General features: G+C 41.7%; 16 protein-coding genes. 13 read left to right on the top strand and 3 right to left on the bottom strand.

Features of this window, described 5'->3' with window-relative positions; all coding sequences use genetic code 11:
- The 3 genes from PHAL_RS22910 to fliD form a co-directional block, all read left to right on the top strand.
- A partial coding sequence (locus tag PHAL_RS22910) for a flagellin (RefSeq protein WP_016708063.1) occupies positions 1–466 on the top strand: 466 nt, incomplete at its 5' end.
- A 128-nt stretch (positions 467–594) separates the two neighbouring features.
- Positions 595–1,005, top strand: coding sequence for a flagellar protein FlaG (locus PHAL_RS0108975; RefSeq protein WP_016708062.1), 411 nt, complete (start codon positions 595–597; stop codon positions 1,003–1,005).
- A 42-nt stretch (positions 1,006–1,047) separates the two neighbouring features.
- A complete protein-coding gene (gene fliD, locus PHAL_RS0108970; RefSeq protein WP_016708061.1) occupies positions 1,048–2,484 on the top strand; it encodes a flagellar filament capping protein FliD in 1,437 nt (478 codons plus the stop codon).
- A 146-nt stretch (positions 2,485–2,630) separates the two neighbouring features.
- Here fliD and PHAL_RS0108965 read toward each other — a convergent pair whose 3' ends face one another.
- Both PHAL_RS0108965 and fliS read right to left on the bottom strand, forming a co-directional pair.
- Positions 2,631–2,918, bottom strand: coding sequence for a hypothetical protein (locus tag PHAL_RS0108965; RefSeq protein WP_016708060.1), 288 nt, complete (start codon positions 2,916–2,918; stop codon positions 2,631–2,633).
- A gap of 6 nt (positions 2,919–2,924) precedes the next feature.
- The gene (gene fliS / locus PHAL_RS0108960) at positions 2,925–3,335 is read right to left on the bottom strand and encodes a flagellar export chaperone FliS (RefSeq protein WP_016708059.1); all 411 of its coding nucleotides are present in this window, start codon (positions 3,333–3,335) and stop codon (positions 2,925–2,927) included.
- A gap of 360 nt (positions 3,336–3,695) precedes the next feature.
- Here fliS and PHAL_RS0108955 point away from each other — a divergent pair, with 360 nt between their 5' ends.
- Positions 3,696–5,132 carry a sigma-54 interaction domain-containing protein gene (locus tag PHAL_RS0108955; protein ID WP_016708058.1) on the top strand — a complete coding sequence of 479 codons (1,437 nt, stop codon included), beginning with the start codon at positions 3,696–3,698 and terminating at the stop codon, positions 5,130–5,132.
- A gap of 53 nt (positions 5,133–5,185) precedes the next feature.
- Here PHAL_RS0108955 and PHAL_RS0108950 read toward each other — a convergent pair whose 3' ends face one another.
- Positions 5,186–5,773, bottom strand: a complete 588-nt coding sequence (locus PHAL_RS0108950; protein WP_016708057.1) for a DNA-3-methyladenine glycosylase I — start codon at positions 5,771–5,773, stop codon at positions 5,186–5,188.
- 139 nt (positions 5,774–5,912) lie between these two features.
- Here PHAL_RS0108950 and PHAL_RS0108945 point away from each other — a divergent pair, with 139 nt between their 5' ends.
- The 9 genes from PHAL_RS0108945 (at position 5,913) to PHAL_RS23590 (ending at position 16,894) form a co-directional block, all read left to right on the top strand.
- Complete coding sequence (locus PHAL_RS0108945) at positions 5,913–7,022, top strand: sensor histidine kinase (protein WP_016708056.1); 1,110 nt, start codon at positions 5,913–5,915, stop codon at positions 7,020–7,022.
- Complete coding sequence (locus tag PHAL_RS0108940) at positions 7,019–8,473, top strand: sigma-54-dependent transcriptional regulator (RefSeq protein WP_016708055.1); 1,455 nt, start codon at positions 7,019–7,021, stop codon at positions 8,471–8,473. The genes PHAL_RS0108945 and PHAL_RS0108940 overlap by 4 nt, the downstream gene beginning before the upstream one ends.
- 179 nt (positions 8,474–8,652) lie before the next feature.
- Entirely contained in the window at positions 8,653–8,985 is a 333-nt protein-coding gene (gene fliE, locus PHAL_RS0108935) for a flagellar hook-basal body complex protein FliE (RefSeq protein ID WP_016708054.1), read from the top strand.
- Positions 8,986–9,005: 20 nt separating this feature from the next.
- Complete coding sequence (fliF, locus tag PHAL_RS0108930; RefSeq protein WP_016708053.1) at positions 9,006–10,721, top strand: flagellar basal-body MS-ring/collar protein FliF; 1,716 nt, start codon at positions 9,006–9,008, stop codon at positions 10,719–10,721.
- Entirely contained in the window at positions 10,714–11,754 is a 1,041-nt protein-coding gene (fliG, locus tag PHAL_RS0108925) for a flagellar motor switch protein FliG (protein ID WP_016708052.1), read from the top strand. The genes fliF and fliG overlap by 8 nt, the downstream gene beginning before the upstream one ends.
- 3 nt (positions 11,755–11,757) lie before the next feature.
- A complete protein-coding gene (gene fliH / locus PHAL_RS0108920; RefSeq protein ID WP_016708051.1) occupies positions 11,758–12,576 on the top strand; it encodes a flagellar assembly protein FliH in 819 nt (272 codons plus the stop codon).
- An 18-nt stretch (positions 12,577–12,594) separates the two neighbouring features.
- The gene (gene fliI / locus PHAL_RS0108915) at positions 12,595–13,929 is read left to right on the top strand and encodes a flagellar protein export ATPase FliI (protein ID WP_016708050.1); all 1,335 of its coding nucleotides are present in this window, start codon (positions 12,595–12,597) and stop codon (positions 13,927–13,929) included.
- Positions 13,929–14,375 carry a flagellar export protein FliJ gene (gene fliJ / locus PHAL_RS0108910; RefSeq protein ID WP_016708049.1) on the top strand — a complete coding sequence of 149 codons (447 nt, stop codon included), beginning with the start codon at positions 13,929–13,931 and terminating at the stop codon, positions 14,373–14,375. Before fliI ends, fliJ begins: the two co-directional genes overlap by 1 nt.
- Positions 14,376–14,494: 119 nt before the next feature.
- Positions 14,495–16,894: a flagellar hook-length control protein FliK gene (locus PHAL_RS23590; protein WP_016708048.1), complete on the top strand. Its 2,400-nt coding sequence runs from the start codon at positions 14,495–14,497 to the stop codon at positions 16,892–16,894.
- Positions 16,895–16,918: the final 24 nt, after the last annotated feature.

Genomic DNA, 16,918 nt, shown 5'->3' with positions numbered 1-16,918 from the left:
TGATGGTTCAGGTTCAATTACATTTACTACAACAAATGAAGTAACAGCTTTTACTGCGGGTAGTGATATAGTAGGTGATGCAGGTGCTTTTAATACCACTCCTGGTGCAGCAACATTAGGTGGTGTTAATAGTGCTGTTGGTGGTACTGCTGTCGGTTCGATTGATATAAGTGGTGCGGATGGAACAGGGGCACAAGCAGCGCTTGAATCAATTGATGCGGCATTGAAGCAGGTTGATGAGCAACGCGCTGACTTAGGTGCTTTGCAAAACCGCTTTGGTCACACCATCAGCAATCTAGCTAACATTCAAGAGAATGTATCTGCATCACGTAGCCGTATTCAAGATACTGACTTTGCATCAGAAACAGCGCAAATGACGAAGAACCAAATCTTGCAACAAGCGGGTACGTCAATCTTGTCGCAAGCGAATCAGTTACCACAAGCAGCACTTAGCTTAATTGGCTAATAGCGCTTAGGTTAATGATTAGCTAGACTAATGATTAAGTCAGCATTAGTTAAATAATGAAAAGGAGGTTGGCTTAGGCTAATCTCCTTTTGTTGTATTAGCTAGAAGGTAAAAATTAAGGATGCGTTATGAGTACAATAACCCAAAGTTCTGATTTTGCGATGGCACCACAAAAAGCTGAAGACAAAATTGCCCTAAGCCCGCAACTTACAGCAACAGCCATTGATGAGCCTAACAAAACGAATAACAGCTTAACTGAGCGTCCCAAATCGGCGGATAATAATTTGCAAGAGCAAATGACTAATAAACAGCTTAACCATGAGCAACTGGAGAAAGTGGCGCAACAATTGCAGGATTTTATGGGCGAAATGAATCGCAGTTTACAGTTTCAAGTGGATGAAGAGTCAGGCCGAGATGTCATCAAAGTGATTGATAAAACAAATGGTGAGTTAATTAAGCAGTATCCGTCAGAAGAAGTACTGAGTTTAGTTGCAAAACTGTCTGAAACGGCAGGTATGTTAATTGATCAAACTGTTTAAGTGTTTATTTTTGAGTTAAATGTGTAATTAAGAAGGTGTAATATGGCTATTTCATTTAATGGTTTAGGTTCTGGTTTAGCAGTATCAGATATTGTCGATGCTTTGGTAAATGCAGAAAAAGCACCGTTTACGTCACGTTTAAATACAAAAGAAGCAACACTGACTACAGATATATCTGCGGCAGGGGCGTTAAAATCAGCCCTTGAAAAACTGCAAACCTCAATGGAAGCGCTAGGCGAAGTTGATAATTATCAAAAGCGGTCAGTGTCAGGTAATGACGATTTTATATCGCTTACATCTAATAAAGACGCACAGCCAGGTAGTTATAATGTAAAAGTGGATGCCTTAGCACAGGCACATAAATTATCCTCTGCAGCATTCGCTGCAGATGAAGCTATAGGCGGCGGGGTTATTACCATTGGCTCTGGCGAAAATAGTTTTTCTACAGTGTTATCTCCAACTAATACATTGGAAGATTTAAGAGACCAAATTAATAACGGCCCATTTACAGGTTCTGACTCCAATGATTCTGTTGTAGCAACGATAGTAACCAGTGATGCCGGACAGCACTTAGTGTTGACCAGTAAAGAAACCGGTCAAGATAACGCGATTACAATAACCGTACAAGATAGCGATGGTAATAATACTGACGGAGGTGGTCTTTCTCGATTAGCTTATGACGTGTCTGATGCAGACCCTGCCAATCATATTACGAATGTAACTGAAGTTAATGCAGCGCAAAACGCACAAATAACTATTGATGGCACCTTAACAGTAACAAGCAATACCAATGAATTCACTAATGTGATTGATGGTGTTGATATCACTGCGAAAAAAATTCACAGCGACGATGATGATCAAAGTAACCTGACAGTCAAAGAAAATAATAGCAATATTAAAGCAGGCTTAAATAGTTTTATCGAGAGCTATAACGAATTATTAACGTTAAGTAATAATCTTGGTAAGTCGGGTGAAAGTGGAGCCGGGGTTATGGCTGGTGACTCTATGCTACGCGGTGTTATGTCAAAACTTCGCCAGCAATTGACCAACGAAGTCGGCTTAAGTGATGGCAGTGCATTATCGTTGTCGCAACTCGGTGTAGAAGCTGATCGTTATGGTAAATTAACCTTAGATTCTGAACGCTTAGATGAGAAAATTGAAAGCAATGTAGATTTAGTGCAGGAATTCTTTTTAGGTGAAAATGATGATGACGGTTTTGCACAATCCTTTGATGAGTTAATGAATTTTTATACTGATAGCGATGGTATAGTACAAAATCGTATCGATAGTAAACAAAATCAATTGGATAGCATTGACGATGAAAGAATTGATTTTGCTCGTAAAATGGAGTCATTAGAGTCACGTTTATATGCGCAGTATAACAGTATGGATTTACTTGTAGCCCAATTAAACTCAACGAGCAGTTATGTTCAAGCGCAGCTAGAGAATATGCCTGGAGTAGTAAGGCAGTCTAAGTAATATAGCTATTAGCTTTAAAAATGAAAAAAGAAGGGGAAACTCTTCTTTTTTCATTTTAGCCTTTGAGTGAAAATTACGATGTAACATTGTAGCTACGAAGATCTATATAGCGTAGGCAGGAATTTATCTTGCGAAAAATGTAATTTTTATGGCTTTGTTGATTTGTATTTAGAAATTGCTTGTTTGGATTTGCGCTGTTCAAGTAAGCTTTTTTGAACCTCATTACGAGCGCTTTTTGCTGATTTTGTAATATCAGCAATATGTTTTTGAACACTCTTAAGCTGAGTTTTACTCGGTGGTGAGTCACTTTCACACCATTGAATTAAATACTCATTAAGTTGTGCGTGTAATGTATTTGCTTTTTCAGCATCACCTTCACTCACTTTATTGTTAAGTAAAGTGAGTATATCAAGGAGTTGTCGCTCATAATCCATTAGTGCTTATTCTTGTGCTTGGCTTTTAATACGCTCTTCTAACGGGATTGCATCCCAACCTTCCTTTACTTCTTTTACGATATTAATTACTTCGTTGATGGCATCAATATCATTATTGACATTAGCTTCAACAAGTTTGCGCTGGCAATAATCATAAAGCGACAGTAAGTTATTAGAAATGCTAGGATCTTGTTCTACTTCAAAGTTTAAAGCATCCTGCAAGGCACCAAATAAAAGGATACAGCTAGAAATATTTTCGCCTTTCTTTTCAATCTCTTTGCGCTCGATAAATCCTTTCGTTGCAGCTAAACGACCTAGAATATTACTAAATATCAGGTTGATTTGTTCATAAGGAGTCATTTCGTTTATGTTGCTAACACTAACTTGACTGTATTTTTTGACAGATATATGGGCCATGAGTAAATCCTAAATTTAGTTAAATATTGCTTAAAAAATCACTATGTTAAACAAAGCAATAATAATGCCAAATGCAATGGTCGATTGTATGTTATCGGCAAACCTATATAAAACTAAAGTATCTATTGTGATTAGTTATAGCAAACACTGTGAAATTAGTAAAAACAGAAAATAGGCAGTTCTTAGCAGCTACTATTTTTAATCGTTAATTTGTTAATTCTTAAGTATTACTTATAATTAGCAATGCGTCTGTTTTTTGGCATCTATGTCAAAAAACAGACGCTTTGTGCTTGCATCCCTGCCAAACTCGCTTACAATTTAACTCATTAATGGCTGGTGGTAACTGTGGTTCGCTAAATAATGATCTTGATCTTAGATAATAATAATAACCGTGCGATTGGTTTACATGCTGCGTTGACTTTTATTGGTGAAGCCGTTCAGCTTGTGGATGACGCCAGTATTGAGCAAGAATATAATAAGTACCAAAAGCAATCATGCATTGTCATCCTTGGCGTATTGCAACAATTAGATCATGAAAACGTGATCAAACGTCATCCCACGATCCCATTTTTGTTAATTGGCGAAACACTGAAACCGCTGTTAAGTATCGCTAATGTTGTTGGCTTGATCTGTGAGCCATTTAATCATGATGTAACCACTCAGCTGCTACATGATTGCCAACAATACCAACGTATGCTGCCAAATGAACATAAGCATCATAAACCGCATAAAACCTTTGACGGCCTTGTTGGTGAAACAGAAGCGGTTAAAGATGTACGCTTTTTGATTGAGCAAGTGGCGAAAACCGATGCGAACGTCTTAATTTTAGGTGAATCAGGCACAGGTAAAGAAGTGGTTGCCCGCAATGTGCATTTACTTTCTAAACGAAACGCTGGGCCGTTTGTGCCTGTTAACTGCGGTGCTATTCCTGCCGAGCTGTTAGAAAGTGAATTGTTTGGCCATGAAAAAGGTGCGTTTACGGGCGCTATTTCTGCCCGTAAAGGGCGTTTTGAACTAGCCCAAGGTGGCACGCTGTTTTTAGATGAAATTGGTGACATGCCACTGCAAATGCAAGTGAAGTTGTTGCGTGTATTGCAAGAGCGCAGCTATGAGCGGGTTGGCGGTACCAAAGCAATTCAGGCTGATGTGCGGGTGATTGCAGCGACGCACCGCGATCTTGAACAGATGATAGAGCAGGGCAGTTTCCGCGAGGATTTGTATTATCGCCTTAATGTGTTTCCAATTGAAAATCCGTCTCTTGCACAGCGTGTAGATGACATTCCACTTTTATTAAAAGAATTAATGCGTCGCATAAGCGAGCAAAGTGGTTCAACAGCTAAATTCACAGAGCGTGCTATTGATAGTCTTAAAGAGCATACGTGGCCGGGTAATATTCGTGAGTTAGCTAATCTGGTTGAGCGCATGGTGATCATGTTGCCAGATAAAGTCGTGGATATTCCTGATCTACCCGCTAAATACCGCTATATTGAAGTGGATGCTTATGAGCCTGAATATCCAGAGGAGTTGATGGAGCGTGATGCATTTAATGATATTTTTAGCTCGGGATTTAGTGATTATGATGATGAGCCCGAAGTTGAGATAGGCGCGCCTGACTCAGGGTTATTACCTGATGAAGGCATTGAATTAAAAGAATACTTAGCAGAACTTGAAATAAGCCTAATTACTCAGGCCTTAGAACGCTATGATTATGTGGTTGCCCGTGCCGCCGAAATACTCGGTGTGCGCCGCACAACCCTAGTTGAAAAAATGAAAAAATATAACCTATCGCGAGATTAATTCGCGGTAGGTTAAAATATTTCATCTTTCACCTTTCACCTAACGGCTAACGCCTAATATTTCTCAATAATTTCTTGTTTCCTAAAACAATCATTACTGTGATCGTTAACCATGCCACAGGCCTGCATATGAGCGTAAACTGTGGTGGGGCCTAAAAATTTAAAGCCTCGTTTTTTTAAGTCTTTGGCAAACGCGGTGGATGCCTCGGTAATTGCAGGGTAGTCACTGAGTTTATCTAACTCATTCACTAATGGCTTACCGCCAACAAATTGCCATTGATAGTGACTAAAGCTGCCAAATTCTTGCTGAACTTCTATAAAACGCTTTGCGTTATTAATAGTGGCAGCAATTTTTAAGCGATTTCGTATTATGCTTTCATCCAGCATTAATCGTTCAACATCCTGCTCATTCATTTGCGCTACTTTTTCTACATCAAAATTAAAAAAAGCTCGGCGATAACCGTCTCGCTTTTTTAAAATGGTATACCAACTTAACCCTGCTTGTGCTGATTCAAGGGTAATGAACTCGAATAATGTTTGGTCATCATAAACAGGTACTCCCCATTCATCATCGTGGTAGGCAACATAATCATCTTTGCTGGTATCGAGCCAAGGGCAACGGCACAGTTTTGTTGAACTCATAGCTTATCCTTATTCTAAAAGTGTTGTTCGTCATTTTTCTGTCGCGCTATTTTAACGCTAACCATTTGAAATTAATTGATATAAATATTGGTACAATTTGTGCATTTAGCTAGTTAGATCCTGTAAACGAGAATGCATTATGGCTTTAGCTAATGTCTTAAAACCACAATTTATCACAGCTACTCAATATAACCCATGCTTACTGCAAGAAGAGTATATTGGTGAGCTAAGTGAATTACGCCAGCAAGCGAGTTGGTTAAGTCATTTAGTCGATACCATGCCCGCGGGGGTGGTTGTGCTCGATGCGCGCGGTATGATCGCTAAAGCCAACCAAATAGCAATAGATATGCTAGGTGAGCCACTGGAGGGGGAAAAGTGGTTTAATGTGATCCAACGCTCGTTTCGTCCCCAGCAAGATGATGGTCATGAGGTTTCACTTAAAGATGGCCGTCTCATCAAGCTAGAAATCACAGCATTGGCGCCAGAGCCAGGTCAGCTCATTTTAATGACTGACTTGACTGAAACACGCCGTTTACAAAAGCGAGTTGCGCATATGCAGCGCTTGAGCGCGCTTGGAAAGATGGTAGCATCGCTAGCGCATCAAGTACGCACACCGCTTTCTGCCGCTATGTTATATGCAGCCAATTTGGGTTCTAAACGTTTACCAGAGAGTTCCAGAGGCAATTTTCATACGAAATTGATGTCTCGCTTAAAAGATCTTGAAACCCAAGTTAACGATATGCTGTTGTTTGCTAAAAGTGGCGATCAACAAGTGGTAGAACGTGTGTCGATGCAACAGTTATTAACTGAAGTAAAAACCGGTGCGGATGCCATGGTTGCACTGAATAATAGTCAACTTGACGTTTCTTTACCGGAACCAGACATCGAAATTATGGGTAATAAAACGGCCCTTGCCAGTGCGATTCAAAACCTTATTCACAACAGCATTCAAGTGATTGGCTCACAAGCTCATGTGCAGTTAAGTGCACAGCGTGATGATAATGTTGAGTTAGTGCGCATCACGGTAAGTGATAATGGTCCAGGTGTTGATTTAAGCCAATCGGATAAGTTATTCGAACCATTCTTTACCACACGAAGCCAAGGTACAGGTTTAGGGCTTGCAGTGGTCAATTCAGTGGCTAATGCACACCAAGGACGTGTTGAAGTAACTAACAACGCCCAAGGGGGAGCAAGCTTCAGCTTACTATTGCCTATTTGTACAGAGCCTAAATCAGTGGAGGCACCATGAATAACACGATTTTAGTTGTCGAAGATGATGCAGGGCTGCGCGAAGCCCTAATTGATACGTTAGAAATGTCAGGTATAGATTGTGTCGCTGCCGATAGCGCAGAGCAAGCTATGATATTACTAAAGAAAGAAGCATTTTCATTGGTTGTCAGTGATGTGCAAATGGGAGCAATGAGTGGCCTTGATTTATTGCGCAGTATTAACTTGAATCACCCTGATTTACCAGTGCTCATGATGACTGCCTATGCCACGATTGATGACGCCGTTGAGGCAATGCGCTTGGGTGCGATTGATTACATGGCTAAACCATTTGCGCCAGAAGTATTGCTTAATATGGTTAGTCGTTATCTACCAGAGCCAGAAAAAGAAACTGATGGTCCGATAGTTGCTGATCCTAGCAGTATTAAGTTACTAGAGCTTGCCAGTCGTGTTGCTAGATCTGATGCCAGTGTCATGGTACTGGGGCCCAGCGGTTCCGGTAAAGAAGTGCTTGCACGATTCATCCATGATAAATCTGAGCGATCAGAACAGCCCTTTGTTGCAATAAACTGCGCAGCTATTCCGGAAAATATGCTTGAGGCTACTTTGTTTGGCTATGAGAAAGGCGCTTTTACTGGTGCAATTCAAGCTTGTCCAGGGAAGTTTGAGCAAGCACAAGGCGGTACTATATTATTAGACGAAATCACTGAAATGGATTTAGGTCTACAAGCTAAGTTATTGCGTGTTTTACAAGAGCGTGAAGTCGAGCGATTGGGTGGGCGTAAAACCATAAAGTTAGATGTGAGAATTTTAGCAACAAGCAACCGTGAGTTAAAGGAAGCGGTCGCGAGTAATCAGTTTAGAGAAGATCTGTATTATCGTTTAAATGTGTTTCCGTTAATGTGGCGACCGCTTTGCCAGCGTCCGGGTGATATTGTCATATTGGCAAAGCATTTAATCGAGCGCCACCTTAATAAAAGTAAAGAGCCGATTGCGCAATTGACTAAGCAGGCTGAGCAAAAATTATTAGCGCATGCTTGGCCGGGGAATGTACGTGAGCTTGATAATGTGATTCAGCGGGCATTGATTCTACGTCATGGGGACATGATTGATGAGGATGCAATCTTTATCGAGAATTTAGCCGAACCTCCTCTAACGCAAGCTTCATCAACCCATTTTGTAAGCACGACTACTGCCATTGATAGTGTAACAAATGACGCTTATTACGATGGCCAAGCACCGGCTCTTAAAACAAGTACAGAGCAAAATAAGCCATTAGCTGAGTTACCAGCCAGTGAATCGGGTAGTTATAAAGCTGAACTAAAGGATAAAGAGCACCGCATTATTCTAGAAACTCTCAACCGTTGCCAAGGTAAACGTAAAGATGTTGCTGAAACATTAGGGATCAGCCCGCGTACTTTACGTTATAAATTAGCGCAAATGCGTGACTTAGGTATTGCTTTACCTGCTTAAGTATTACCCTTTATAAAACCACACATCTGTTTTAATTACGCTCAGCCAAAGCTGAGCGTAAGCTCGTCAAAACTCTGACAATATGAAATAACAAGTAAATCATTGATATTCATCGTTTTATTTTTGGCATGCTTTGTGCTTTATTAAGTTATTAGTAAACTGCATCGTCAGAGACAATTATGAAAGTTCAAAACAGCGCATTATTTCAAGAAATGCAATCTATGGCCCTTGAAGCTGGTCGTAGTAATCACATCAATAAGTTACCAGTTCAAGCCCAGCCAACTTCAAGTGCGCAATTTGGTGATTTGCTCAGCAATGCACTTAATACTGTTAATGACATTCAGGCAGATGCGAAGCAAAAAGTAACAGCGGTAGAAATGGGTGATCGTAATGTGTCATTAGCTGATGCGATGATTGCATCGCAAAAATCGTCAGTGGCTTTTGAAGCGACAGTGCAAGTTCGTAACAAACTTGTAGAAGCCTATAAAGAAATTATGAACATGCCTGTTTAACTAGGTAGTGGAGAATTATTGTGGCGCAATCTAATCAATCAACCGATCTTGCTTTAGCAGGTGGTGGCATCGACCAAAGTGATAATGACGATCAACAAGAACAAAAGTCAGGCTATTTAAGTGCTTTAAACGGCGTTGATGTATTGCGTCAAGTGACCTTAATTGTTGCTTTAGCTATCTGTTTAGCCATTGCAATCTTTGTGATTATTTGGGCTCGTCAGCCAGATATGCGCCCACTTGGGAAAATGCCAACAGAAGAGCTTATTCAAACGCTCGACTTTTTAGATGCGCAAAAAATAGAGTATCAGCTTGATGGCAATGTTGTGTCAGTTGCTGAAAATGAATATCAAAATATTAAGTTACTGATGACCCGCGAAGGCATCGAGCAAGCTCCCAGCTCAGGCACAGATATTATTATGCAAGACATGGGCTTTGGTGTTAGCCAAAGGCTAGAGCGTGAGCGTTTAAAACATGGTCGTGAGCAACAACTAGCGCGAACCATCGAAGAGCTGCAAAATGTGACTCGTGCCAAAGTATTATTAGCAATTCCAAAAGAAAATGTATTTGCACGTCGTGAGAAACAGCCCTCAGCTACCGTTGTGTTAACATTAAAACGTGGCCGCACACTTGATGGTGAAGAAGTTGATGCAATTGTTGATATCATCGGCTCAGCAGTACAAGGTTTAGAGCCTGCACGCGTCACTGTAACCGATCAGAACGGTCGATTACTTAACTCAGGTTCACAAAGTTCATTAGCAGCACGTTCTCGTAAAGAATACGAAGTTGAGCGTAAGCGCGAACAAGAATATTTAGATAAAATAGACAGTATCCTCATTCCTGTACTTGGCTTGGGGAATTACACTGCACAAGTTGATTTGAGTATGGACTTTAGTGCAATTGAAGAAACACAGAAACGCTTCAACCCAGATTTGCCAGCAGTACGCAGTGAAACAACCTTCGAAGAGAATAATATCGGTGGCTTAGCCGTTGGTATTCCTGGTGCTTTGACGAACCAGCCTCCAATGGACTCAAATATTCCCGAAGTAGCCGGCCAAGGTGGTGCAGGGTCGAGTACATCGCCTAGTCGCAGCCATAAAGAAGCAACCCGTAATTATGAACTGGATACCACTATTTCACATAAGCGCCAGCAAAGTGGTGTGATCCGTCGTATTAGTGTATCGGTGGCAGTTGATTACATAGCAAGTGTGGGTGAAAATGGTGAAACCACTATGGTTCCGCGCTCTGTTGAAGCTTTGTCAAATATCCGTCGTTTATTACAAGGTGGCGTTGGCTTTGACTTGCAGCGTGGTGATGCGCTTGAAGTTGTAACCGTACCGTTTGTACGTGAACCGATGGATTTAGCAATCGAAGTGCCATTGTGGGAACAAAACTGGTTTATGAAAGTGGTGCGTTTAGTACTGGGTGCACTGGTGATTATCGTGTTGATTATGGCTGTGGTTAAACCTATGCTGAAACGCCTAATTTACCCTGATGATACCCTTGAAGAGTATGATGATGATGCGCTTAGCTCTGGGGTAGATATCGGTGATAATACACTCGATATGCTCAATAAAGATTTTGATTCTGCTTCGGTTGGCTTCTCAAGTGATGGTACACTACAGTTACCAGACCTTCATGGCGATGAAGACTTATTAAAAGCAGTTCGTGCCTTGGTAGCGAATGAACCGGAACTCTCCTCACAAGTTGTGAAAGCGTGGTTAACTGAAGATGACTGATCAAGAACAAAAACAACTGCCAGCAGCGTTTGATGTTGATAAATTAGACGGTGTAGATAAAGCGGCAATCTTATTGCTGAGCTTATCTGAAGAAGATGCAGCGCAAATACTCAAGCACCTTGAGCCAAAGCAGGTGCAAAAAGTGGGTATGGCAATGGCGGCGATAGATGATCTATCGCAAGCCAAAATTAGCGCCGTGCATAACTTATTTATAGAGCAAATACAAAGCTTTAGTACGATAGGTTTCCAATCTGAAGACTTTATTAAAAAAGCATTAACTGCCGCGCTGGGTGAAGATAAAGCAGCAAGCCTGATTGACCAAATTGTGATGGGATCGGGCGCTAAAGGTCTTGATTCATTGAAGTGGATGGACTCAAAACAAGTTGCCAATATCATTCGCAATGAGCATCCACAAATTCAGACCATTGTTTTATCCTATTTAGAGCCTGAGCAATCGGCAGAAATTTTGGCGCAATTTCCTGAAAAAGTCCGCTTAGATTTAACCATGCGTATCGCCAACCTTGAAGAAGTGCAACCGGCAGCTCTGCAAGAGTTGAATGAGATCATGGAGAAACAATTTGCCGGTCAAGCAGGTGCACAGGCCGCGAAAATGGGCGGCTTAAAAGCAGCGGCAGATATTATGAACTACCTCGATACTAATATTGAAGGTCAGTTAATGGATTCAATCCGCGAGCATGATGAAGAAATGTCGCAACAAATCCAAGACTTAATGTTTGTATTTGAAAATCTGATGGATGTTGATGATCGTGGTATTCAAGCTATTTTACGTGAAGTCCAGCAAGATGTACTGATGAAAGCCATTAAAGGCACCGATGATGCACTCAAAGAGAAGATTTTAGGCAACATGTCAAAACGTGCTGCAGATATGCTTGCTGACGATTTAGAGGCGATGGCACCGGTGCGGATCAGCGAAGTCGAAGCTGCACAAAAAGAGATTTTATCGACTGCGCGTCGTTTAGCTGATTCGGGTGAAATTATGCTTGGCGGTGGTGGTGGCGAGGAGTTCTTGTAAACCATGACAAAACCTACTCAATTCCAAGGCCGCCCCTTACATGCTAGTGAAGCGGTCGATGAGTTATTAGAAAACTGGCCAATACCTGATGTGACTCAAGATACCCGCAAACTAGCAGGGCGCTCTACTGCATTTGGCACGCCTTTGGCTGATCTTTATCGCAAAGAAGTTCAAGAAGATGAACAGCAGCAAGAACCGGAAGAGCCCGAGTTACCGGCATTGACGATGGCGGAATTGGAACGCATTCGCCAAGATGCTTATGAAGAAGGTTTAAAGCAAGGCCATGAACAAGGTTACATTGATGGCTTCGAAAAAGGTGTCGGTGAAGGCAAAGAAGCTGGCTATAAAGAAGGCGTTGAGCTTGGCAAAGCGCAAGGTCAAGAAGATGTAAAACCACTTATAGAAGAACAACTAACCGGTTTAAAAAGCCTATTAGATAGTTTATCTGCACCATTGGCAAAAGTAGATGAAGATGCTGAAAAGCAACTGGTCCAATTGACCGTAATGCTAACGGAAGCACTTGTTTATCAAGAAATAAAAACCTCACCAGAGATCGTTTTACAGAGCCTAAAGCAGTGCATAGATGTCTTAGCTAATGAACAGCAAAGTGTGCGCATTCATTTACATCCTGATGATATTGAATTGGTAAAAAACAGTTATGGTGAAACTGCTTTAGCAGATAATCACTGGCAATTGGTGCCCGAGCCTACCTTAGAGCGTGGTGGCTGCCAAGTTAAAACACCACAGTCATCGATTGATATGACGATCAAAACCCGCGTCAAAGAAACATTGGATAGCTTTTTGCATAGTAGTGGTATCTAACGCTATTTTTGGTAAGTAATGAGCTCTCAACCTCGTCCATTAAGTGAACGCTTACAACAGTATCAACAACATATTCATCGGCCTGTCCCTGCTGTTGCGGGAATTTTAACTCGCGTGGTAGGGTTAACCTTAGAAGCTAAAGGCCTGCGTGCGCCAGTCGGCAGTCAATGTAAAATTGAAACTATGCATGGTTTTGTTGATGCTGAAATTGTTGGTTTTAACGATCAAACATTGTATTTAATGCCTAACGATCATATCTCTGGTGTGCTACCAGGTGCGCGGGTGATCCCACAAGTTAATGACACTGGACTGCCTGTTGGCATGAGCTTATTGGGCCGCGTTGTTGATGGGCTTGGTCGTCCTCTCGATGGACTGGGAGCTATAAAGGCCGATCACCACTTAAAGTTTGCACAAAATAGCATTAACCCATTATCTCGACGGCCAATCAGCCAACCTATGGATGTTGGCGTTCGCGCAATTAACTCAGTGATCACCGTAGGTCAAGGTCAACGGATGGGGTTATTTGCAGGTTCCGGTGTAGGTAAGTCAGTATTATTAGGCATGATGACCCGAGGCTCAGAAGCCGATGTTATCGTGGTTGGTCTTGTTGGTGAGCGGGGTCGAGAGGTTAAAGAGTTTATTGAAGAAATACTTGGCGTAGAAGGGCGTAAACGTTCTGTAGTCGTGGCCGCTCCTGCGGATGCCTCTCCTTTAATGCGTTTAAAAGGTTGTGAAAGCGCAGTGACCATCGCAGAATATTTCCGAGATCAAGGCTTAAACGTCCTATTATTATTAGATTCAGTAACCCGTTATGCCATGGCACAACGTGAAATAGCGTTAGCCGTGGGCGAACCACCGGCAACAAAAGGCTACCCGCCCTCAGTATTTGCTAAATTACCTGCGCTGGTGGAGCGAGCTGGTAATGGTGGTGAAGGGCAAGGTTCTATTACGGCATTTTTTACTGTGCTCAGTGAAGGGGATGATATGCAAGATCCCATCGCTGACGCAGCGCGAGCAATTTTAGACGGTCATATTGTGTTATCGCGTGAGCTTGCAGACAGTGGTCATTACCCTGCTATTGATATTGAAAAGTCTATTTCACGGGTCATGCCACAAGTAGTATCTGAGCCTCATATGCAGCAAGCACGAGTGTTAAAACAAGTGTATTCAATGTTTCAGCAAAATAAAGATATGATCACTTTAGGGGCTTACCAAAAGGGCACTGATCAAATGCTCGATCAGGCAATAAATATGATGCCGAGGGTGAATGCCTTTTTACAACAAGGCATGAAAGATGTGATCAGTTATGACGATGGCTTGCAAGGGCTTGCGCAATTATTAGGACAAGCATAATGGCGAATAATAAGCTGAATTTATTGCTAAAAATAGAAAGCGACAAAGAAGAGTCATTACGTATGAACTTTTTGCAAGCGCAGCAAAATCTGCAAGTTAATCAACAAAAGTTGCAGGGGTTAAATAACTTTCGGCTAGAGTATACTCAGCAATTACATTTGAAGGGGCAGTCTGGATTAAGCAGTGCTGGGTTTAGTCAATATCACGCTTTTATTGGCAAAATTGAAGAGGCAATTCGTCAGCAAGCGAATACGGTTAGTACCGCTAAACAAGTGGTCTCGCAACGACAAAACTTATGGCTGAAACAGCAAATAAAAACCAAAGCGGTGGCAAAATTAATAGAAAAACAACAGTTAAAAGCAAATGCGATAGCGCAGAAAAATGAACAGAAAATGCTGGATGAATTCTCTGCAAATCAATTTTATCAAAGGCAGCGCGCTTTATAGTTTATTCGGTAATTTATTAACAATAGTCAGCTTAGGCATATTACTTGCTTATTTAATAGTTGAAGCATTTATTCTGGCAAACTGCGGCGGCAAATTGCCACTTTTAATCTAGGTGAATTATGGCTATTAGTGATCTTTCAGTGTTTATCTCAGCTGATAAGGAAGTTCAGTTAAGCAAAAAAGACGGCAGCAAAGGCAGTGCGGCAACAGAAAGTGCAAGCAACCAAAATGGTGATTTTCTTAGCCAATTACAAACTGCCCACAATGCGGTTGAAACTCCTGCGAAAGAGCCAAAAAGTGACATTGAAGCCGCGTCAAATGAATCTGTTGTAGCACAAAGCAAAGCTGAACCTACAACAGACATAGATAGTGAAGAAGACGCGACAAATTCCGGTGATGCTATGCTCGCACAGATCACAGCTGCCAATAATATGGATACCAGCGTAAAAAGCCCTTTAGCCACTCACTCTGTACGCACAACGCAATTCGGTAGCTATCAAGAAGAAATTGACGAAAATAAACTTGTTGATATCAAAACACCGCGCCCCATTGATAAAGTCACGCCAATTATTGATATGCCCTTTGACGCAGATGAGTCTGTTGATAAGCAACTAAAGCCCACGCTACAAACTGAAAAAAGTGTTATTGCTGAAGCAATTGATAAACAATTACAATTCAATGGTAATGCCGCTGGTGATGATGTGCAACTAGTGAAAGATATACCGCTGACCACAAAAGACATGCCGCTAACCTCTAAAGAGAGTTTAAAAGACGCGGTACAGGCAACAAAAGATATGCCGCTGCCATCAAAAGAGATGTCACTGACTACCAAAGATATGCCGCATGCCATAAAAGATACGCCAATGGCTCAGCAAGCGCAGACTTTGCAATCTGTTCTGCCAGCTAGTTCTGCATCAGTAGCAGAGGCTGACACTGATGGTGAAAAAACACAGGCAAGTTATGAGTCGAAAGTTGCAATTCAAAGCACTGCTACTAAGCAAAATAACGGTGAATTACCAGCCGATGCGACAGTAATTAAAACCGCGTTAACGACGGCTGAAACAATTAATACAAAGTCGCAGCAAACAGTTAATACAGAGCACTTAAGCAATGTTAGTAGCGCGATGTCTACTAGCGAACAGAGCACAGACCAGTTGACAGCAACGAATAGCGCGGCGCTCGATCAAACCACCAAGTTATTGTTAAGTGAAAAATCGACAGTGCAGAAAAATGCCGATCCATTATTAAGCAATTTAACCCCAGCGCAACGTCAACAATTGCAAATACAAGTGGCAACTATTCAAGAGCAAGGCGTAAGCGCAGTGAAGGTTGCGAGCTTAAAACAAACGCTGGCGGAATTTGTCACCTTAAATAGCACAGCTGCAACTCAACCTGCTGCCTTGGCACAAACTGCGCCTACAGAAATAACTGAGTTAACTCAGTTAGGTAAAGAGTTGTCGTTATTAAGTAGCGAACAAAAACAATTGCTAAGCCAAAAGTTACAAGAGTTTGTAGCAACTGAGCAACCCAAAGGAACGCTACTAGCCAAGATCAATACTGTGATAGATGAACTTGCGCAAATGAATACAGTAGCAAAGCCCAATCAAGCCCAGACTCAGAGTGTGCAATCGGTGATAAGTGGCGATACGTTGGCTGATACAAACTCAACAGTGGTGCCGACAAGTAGTGATAAACTGATGACTACGCAAAGCTCACAAGCGACAGCGACTAAGGCCAGTACTTTTTCAGGTGTTCAGTTTGATAATAAACAGCAAATAGGACAAACCAACGTTGGCAGTGAAGTGCAATTGGTTAAGCAGGGAATATCAAAAAGTGAGCCAAAAATAGATCCGCTCACTGAGCATCTAAAGTTAGAGCAAAACCAATTACGAGAAAGCTCAATTACCCGTGTTAATCAGCTATTTGGCCAGATTACGGGACTAACAACGGCACTTACAGCAACGGCAGCATATGACGGGAGTGAGCAAAGTTATCAGCAAGCACTGGCTGATATGCAAGTAATGCATGCACAGCAAACAAGCCCTACTTCAGCTACGAAACAAGTGAATTTAGATCCCACGGTATTACAAGCGTTGAATATTGTGAAAAGTGATGCCGCTAAGTTATTACAAGAGCGTGTAAGTGCGTTATTGAGTATTAATAATAAAGAAGCTGAAATACGCCTAGATCCACCAGAAATGGGCAGTATGCAAATTCGTATCCGTAGTGATGCTGAGCAAGCTCATATTAATTTTGTTGTGCAAAATCAACAAGCCAAAGAAGCACTTGAGCAATCATTACCACGATTGCGTGAGTTACTAGCGCAACAAGGGATTGAGCTTGGGGAGAGTAATATTCAGCAAGGTCATGGTCAAGCGCAGCAGGGGGACGATGGACAACACAACGGCCAAGGTCAACTGGCAAATCAGCAACAAAATGAACAGCAGGATAGCGCCACTCAGCAATCAACTGTAGCAACTGGGCAACAATCTTCATCATCAATAGATTACTATGCCTAACACCTGCTATTATAAGACTATAAA

Source organism: Pseudoalteromonas haloplanktis ATCC 14393 (assembly GCF_000238355.1).
Taxonomy (GTDB): Bacteria; Pseudomonadota; Gammaproteobacteria; order Enterobacterales; family Alteromonadaceae; genus Pseudoalteromonas; species Pseudoalteromonas haloplanktis.
Note: the sequence above shows the minus strand (reverse complement) of the source record. Positions and strands in the feature narration are given on the sequence as shown.

Excerpts from the sequence above, each read along its gene's own strand:
- PHAL_RS0108950 (WP_016708057.1), bottom strand. The coding sequence starts at position 5,773 with ATGAGTTCAACAAAACTGTGCCGTTGCCCTTGGCTCGATACCAGCAAA.
- PHAL_RS0108965 (WP_016708060.1), bottom strand. The coding sequence starts at position 2,918 with ATGGATTATGAGCGACAACTCCTTGATATACTCACTTTACTTAACAAT.
- fliS (WP_016708059.1), bottom strand. The coding sequence starts at position 3,335 with ATGGCCCATATATCTGTCAAAAAATACAGTCAAGTTAGTGTTAGCAAC.
- fliJ (WP_016708049.1), top strand. The coding sequence starts at position 13,929 with ATGGCGAATAATAAGCTGAATTTATTGCTAAAAATAGAAAGCGACAAA.
- PHAL_RS0108955 (WP_016708058.1), top strand. The coding sequence starts at position 3,696 with ATGATCTTGATCTTAGATAATAATAATAACCGTGCGATTGGTTTACAT.
- fliI (WP_016708050.1), top strand. The coding sequence starts at position 12,595 with ATGAGCTCTCAACCTCGTCCATTAAGTGAACGCTTACAACAGTATCAA.
- fliH (WP_016708051.1), top strand. The coding sequence starts at position 11,758 with ATGACAAAACCTACTCAATTCCAAGGCCGCCCCTTACATGCTAGTGAA.
- PHAL_RS23590 (WP_016708048.1), top strand. The coding sequence starts at position 14,495 with ATGGCTATTAGTGATCTTTCAGTGTTTATCTCAGCTGATAAGGAAGTT.
- fliE (WP_016708054.1), top strand. The coding sequence starts at position 8,653 with ATGAAAGTTCAAAACAGCGCATTATTTCAAGAAATGCAATCTATGGCC.
- fliG (WP_016708052.1), top strand. The coding sequence starts at position 10,714 with ATGACTGATCAAGAACAAAAACAACTGCCAGCAGCGTTTGATGTTGAT.
- fliD (WP_016708061.1), top strand. The coding sequence starts at position 1,048 with ATGGCTATTTCATTTAATGGTTTAGGTTCTGGTTTAGCAGTATCAGAT.
- PHAL_RS0108940 (WP_016708055.1), top strand. The coding sequence starts at position 7,019 with ATGAATAACACGATTTTAGTTGTCGAAGATGATGCAGGGCTGCGCGAA.
- PHAL_RS0108945 (WP_016708056.1), top strand. The coding sequence starts at position 5,913 with ATGGCTTTAGCTAATGTCTTAAAACCACAATTTATCACAGCTACTCAA.
- PHAL_RS0108975 (WP_016708062.1), top strand. The coding sequence starts at position 595 with ATGAGTACAATAACCCAAAGTTCTGATTTTGCGATGGCACCACAAAAA.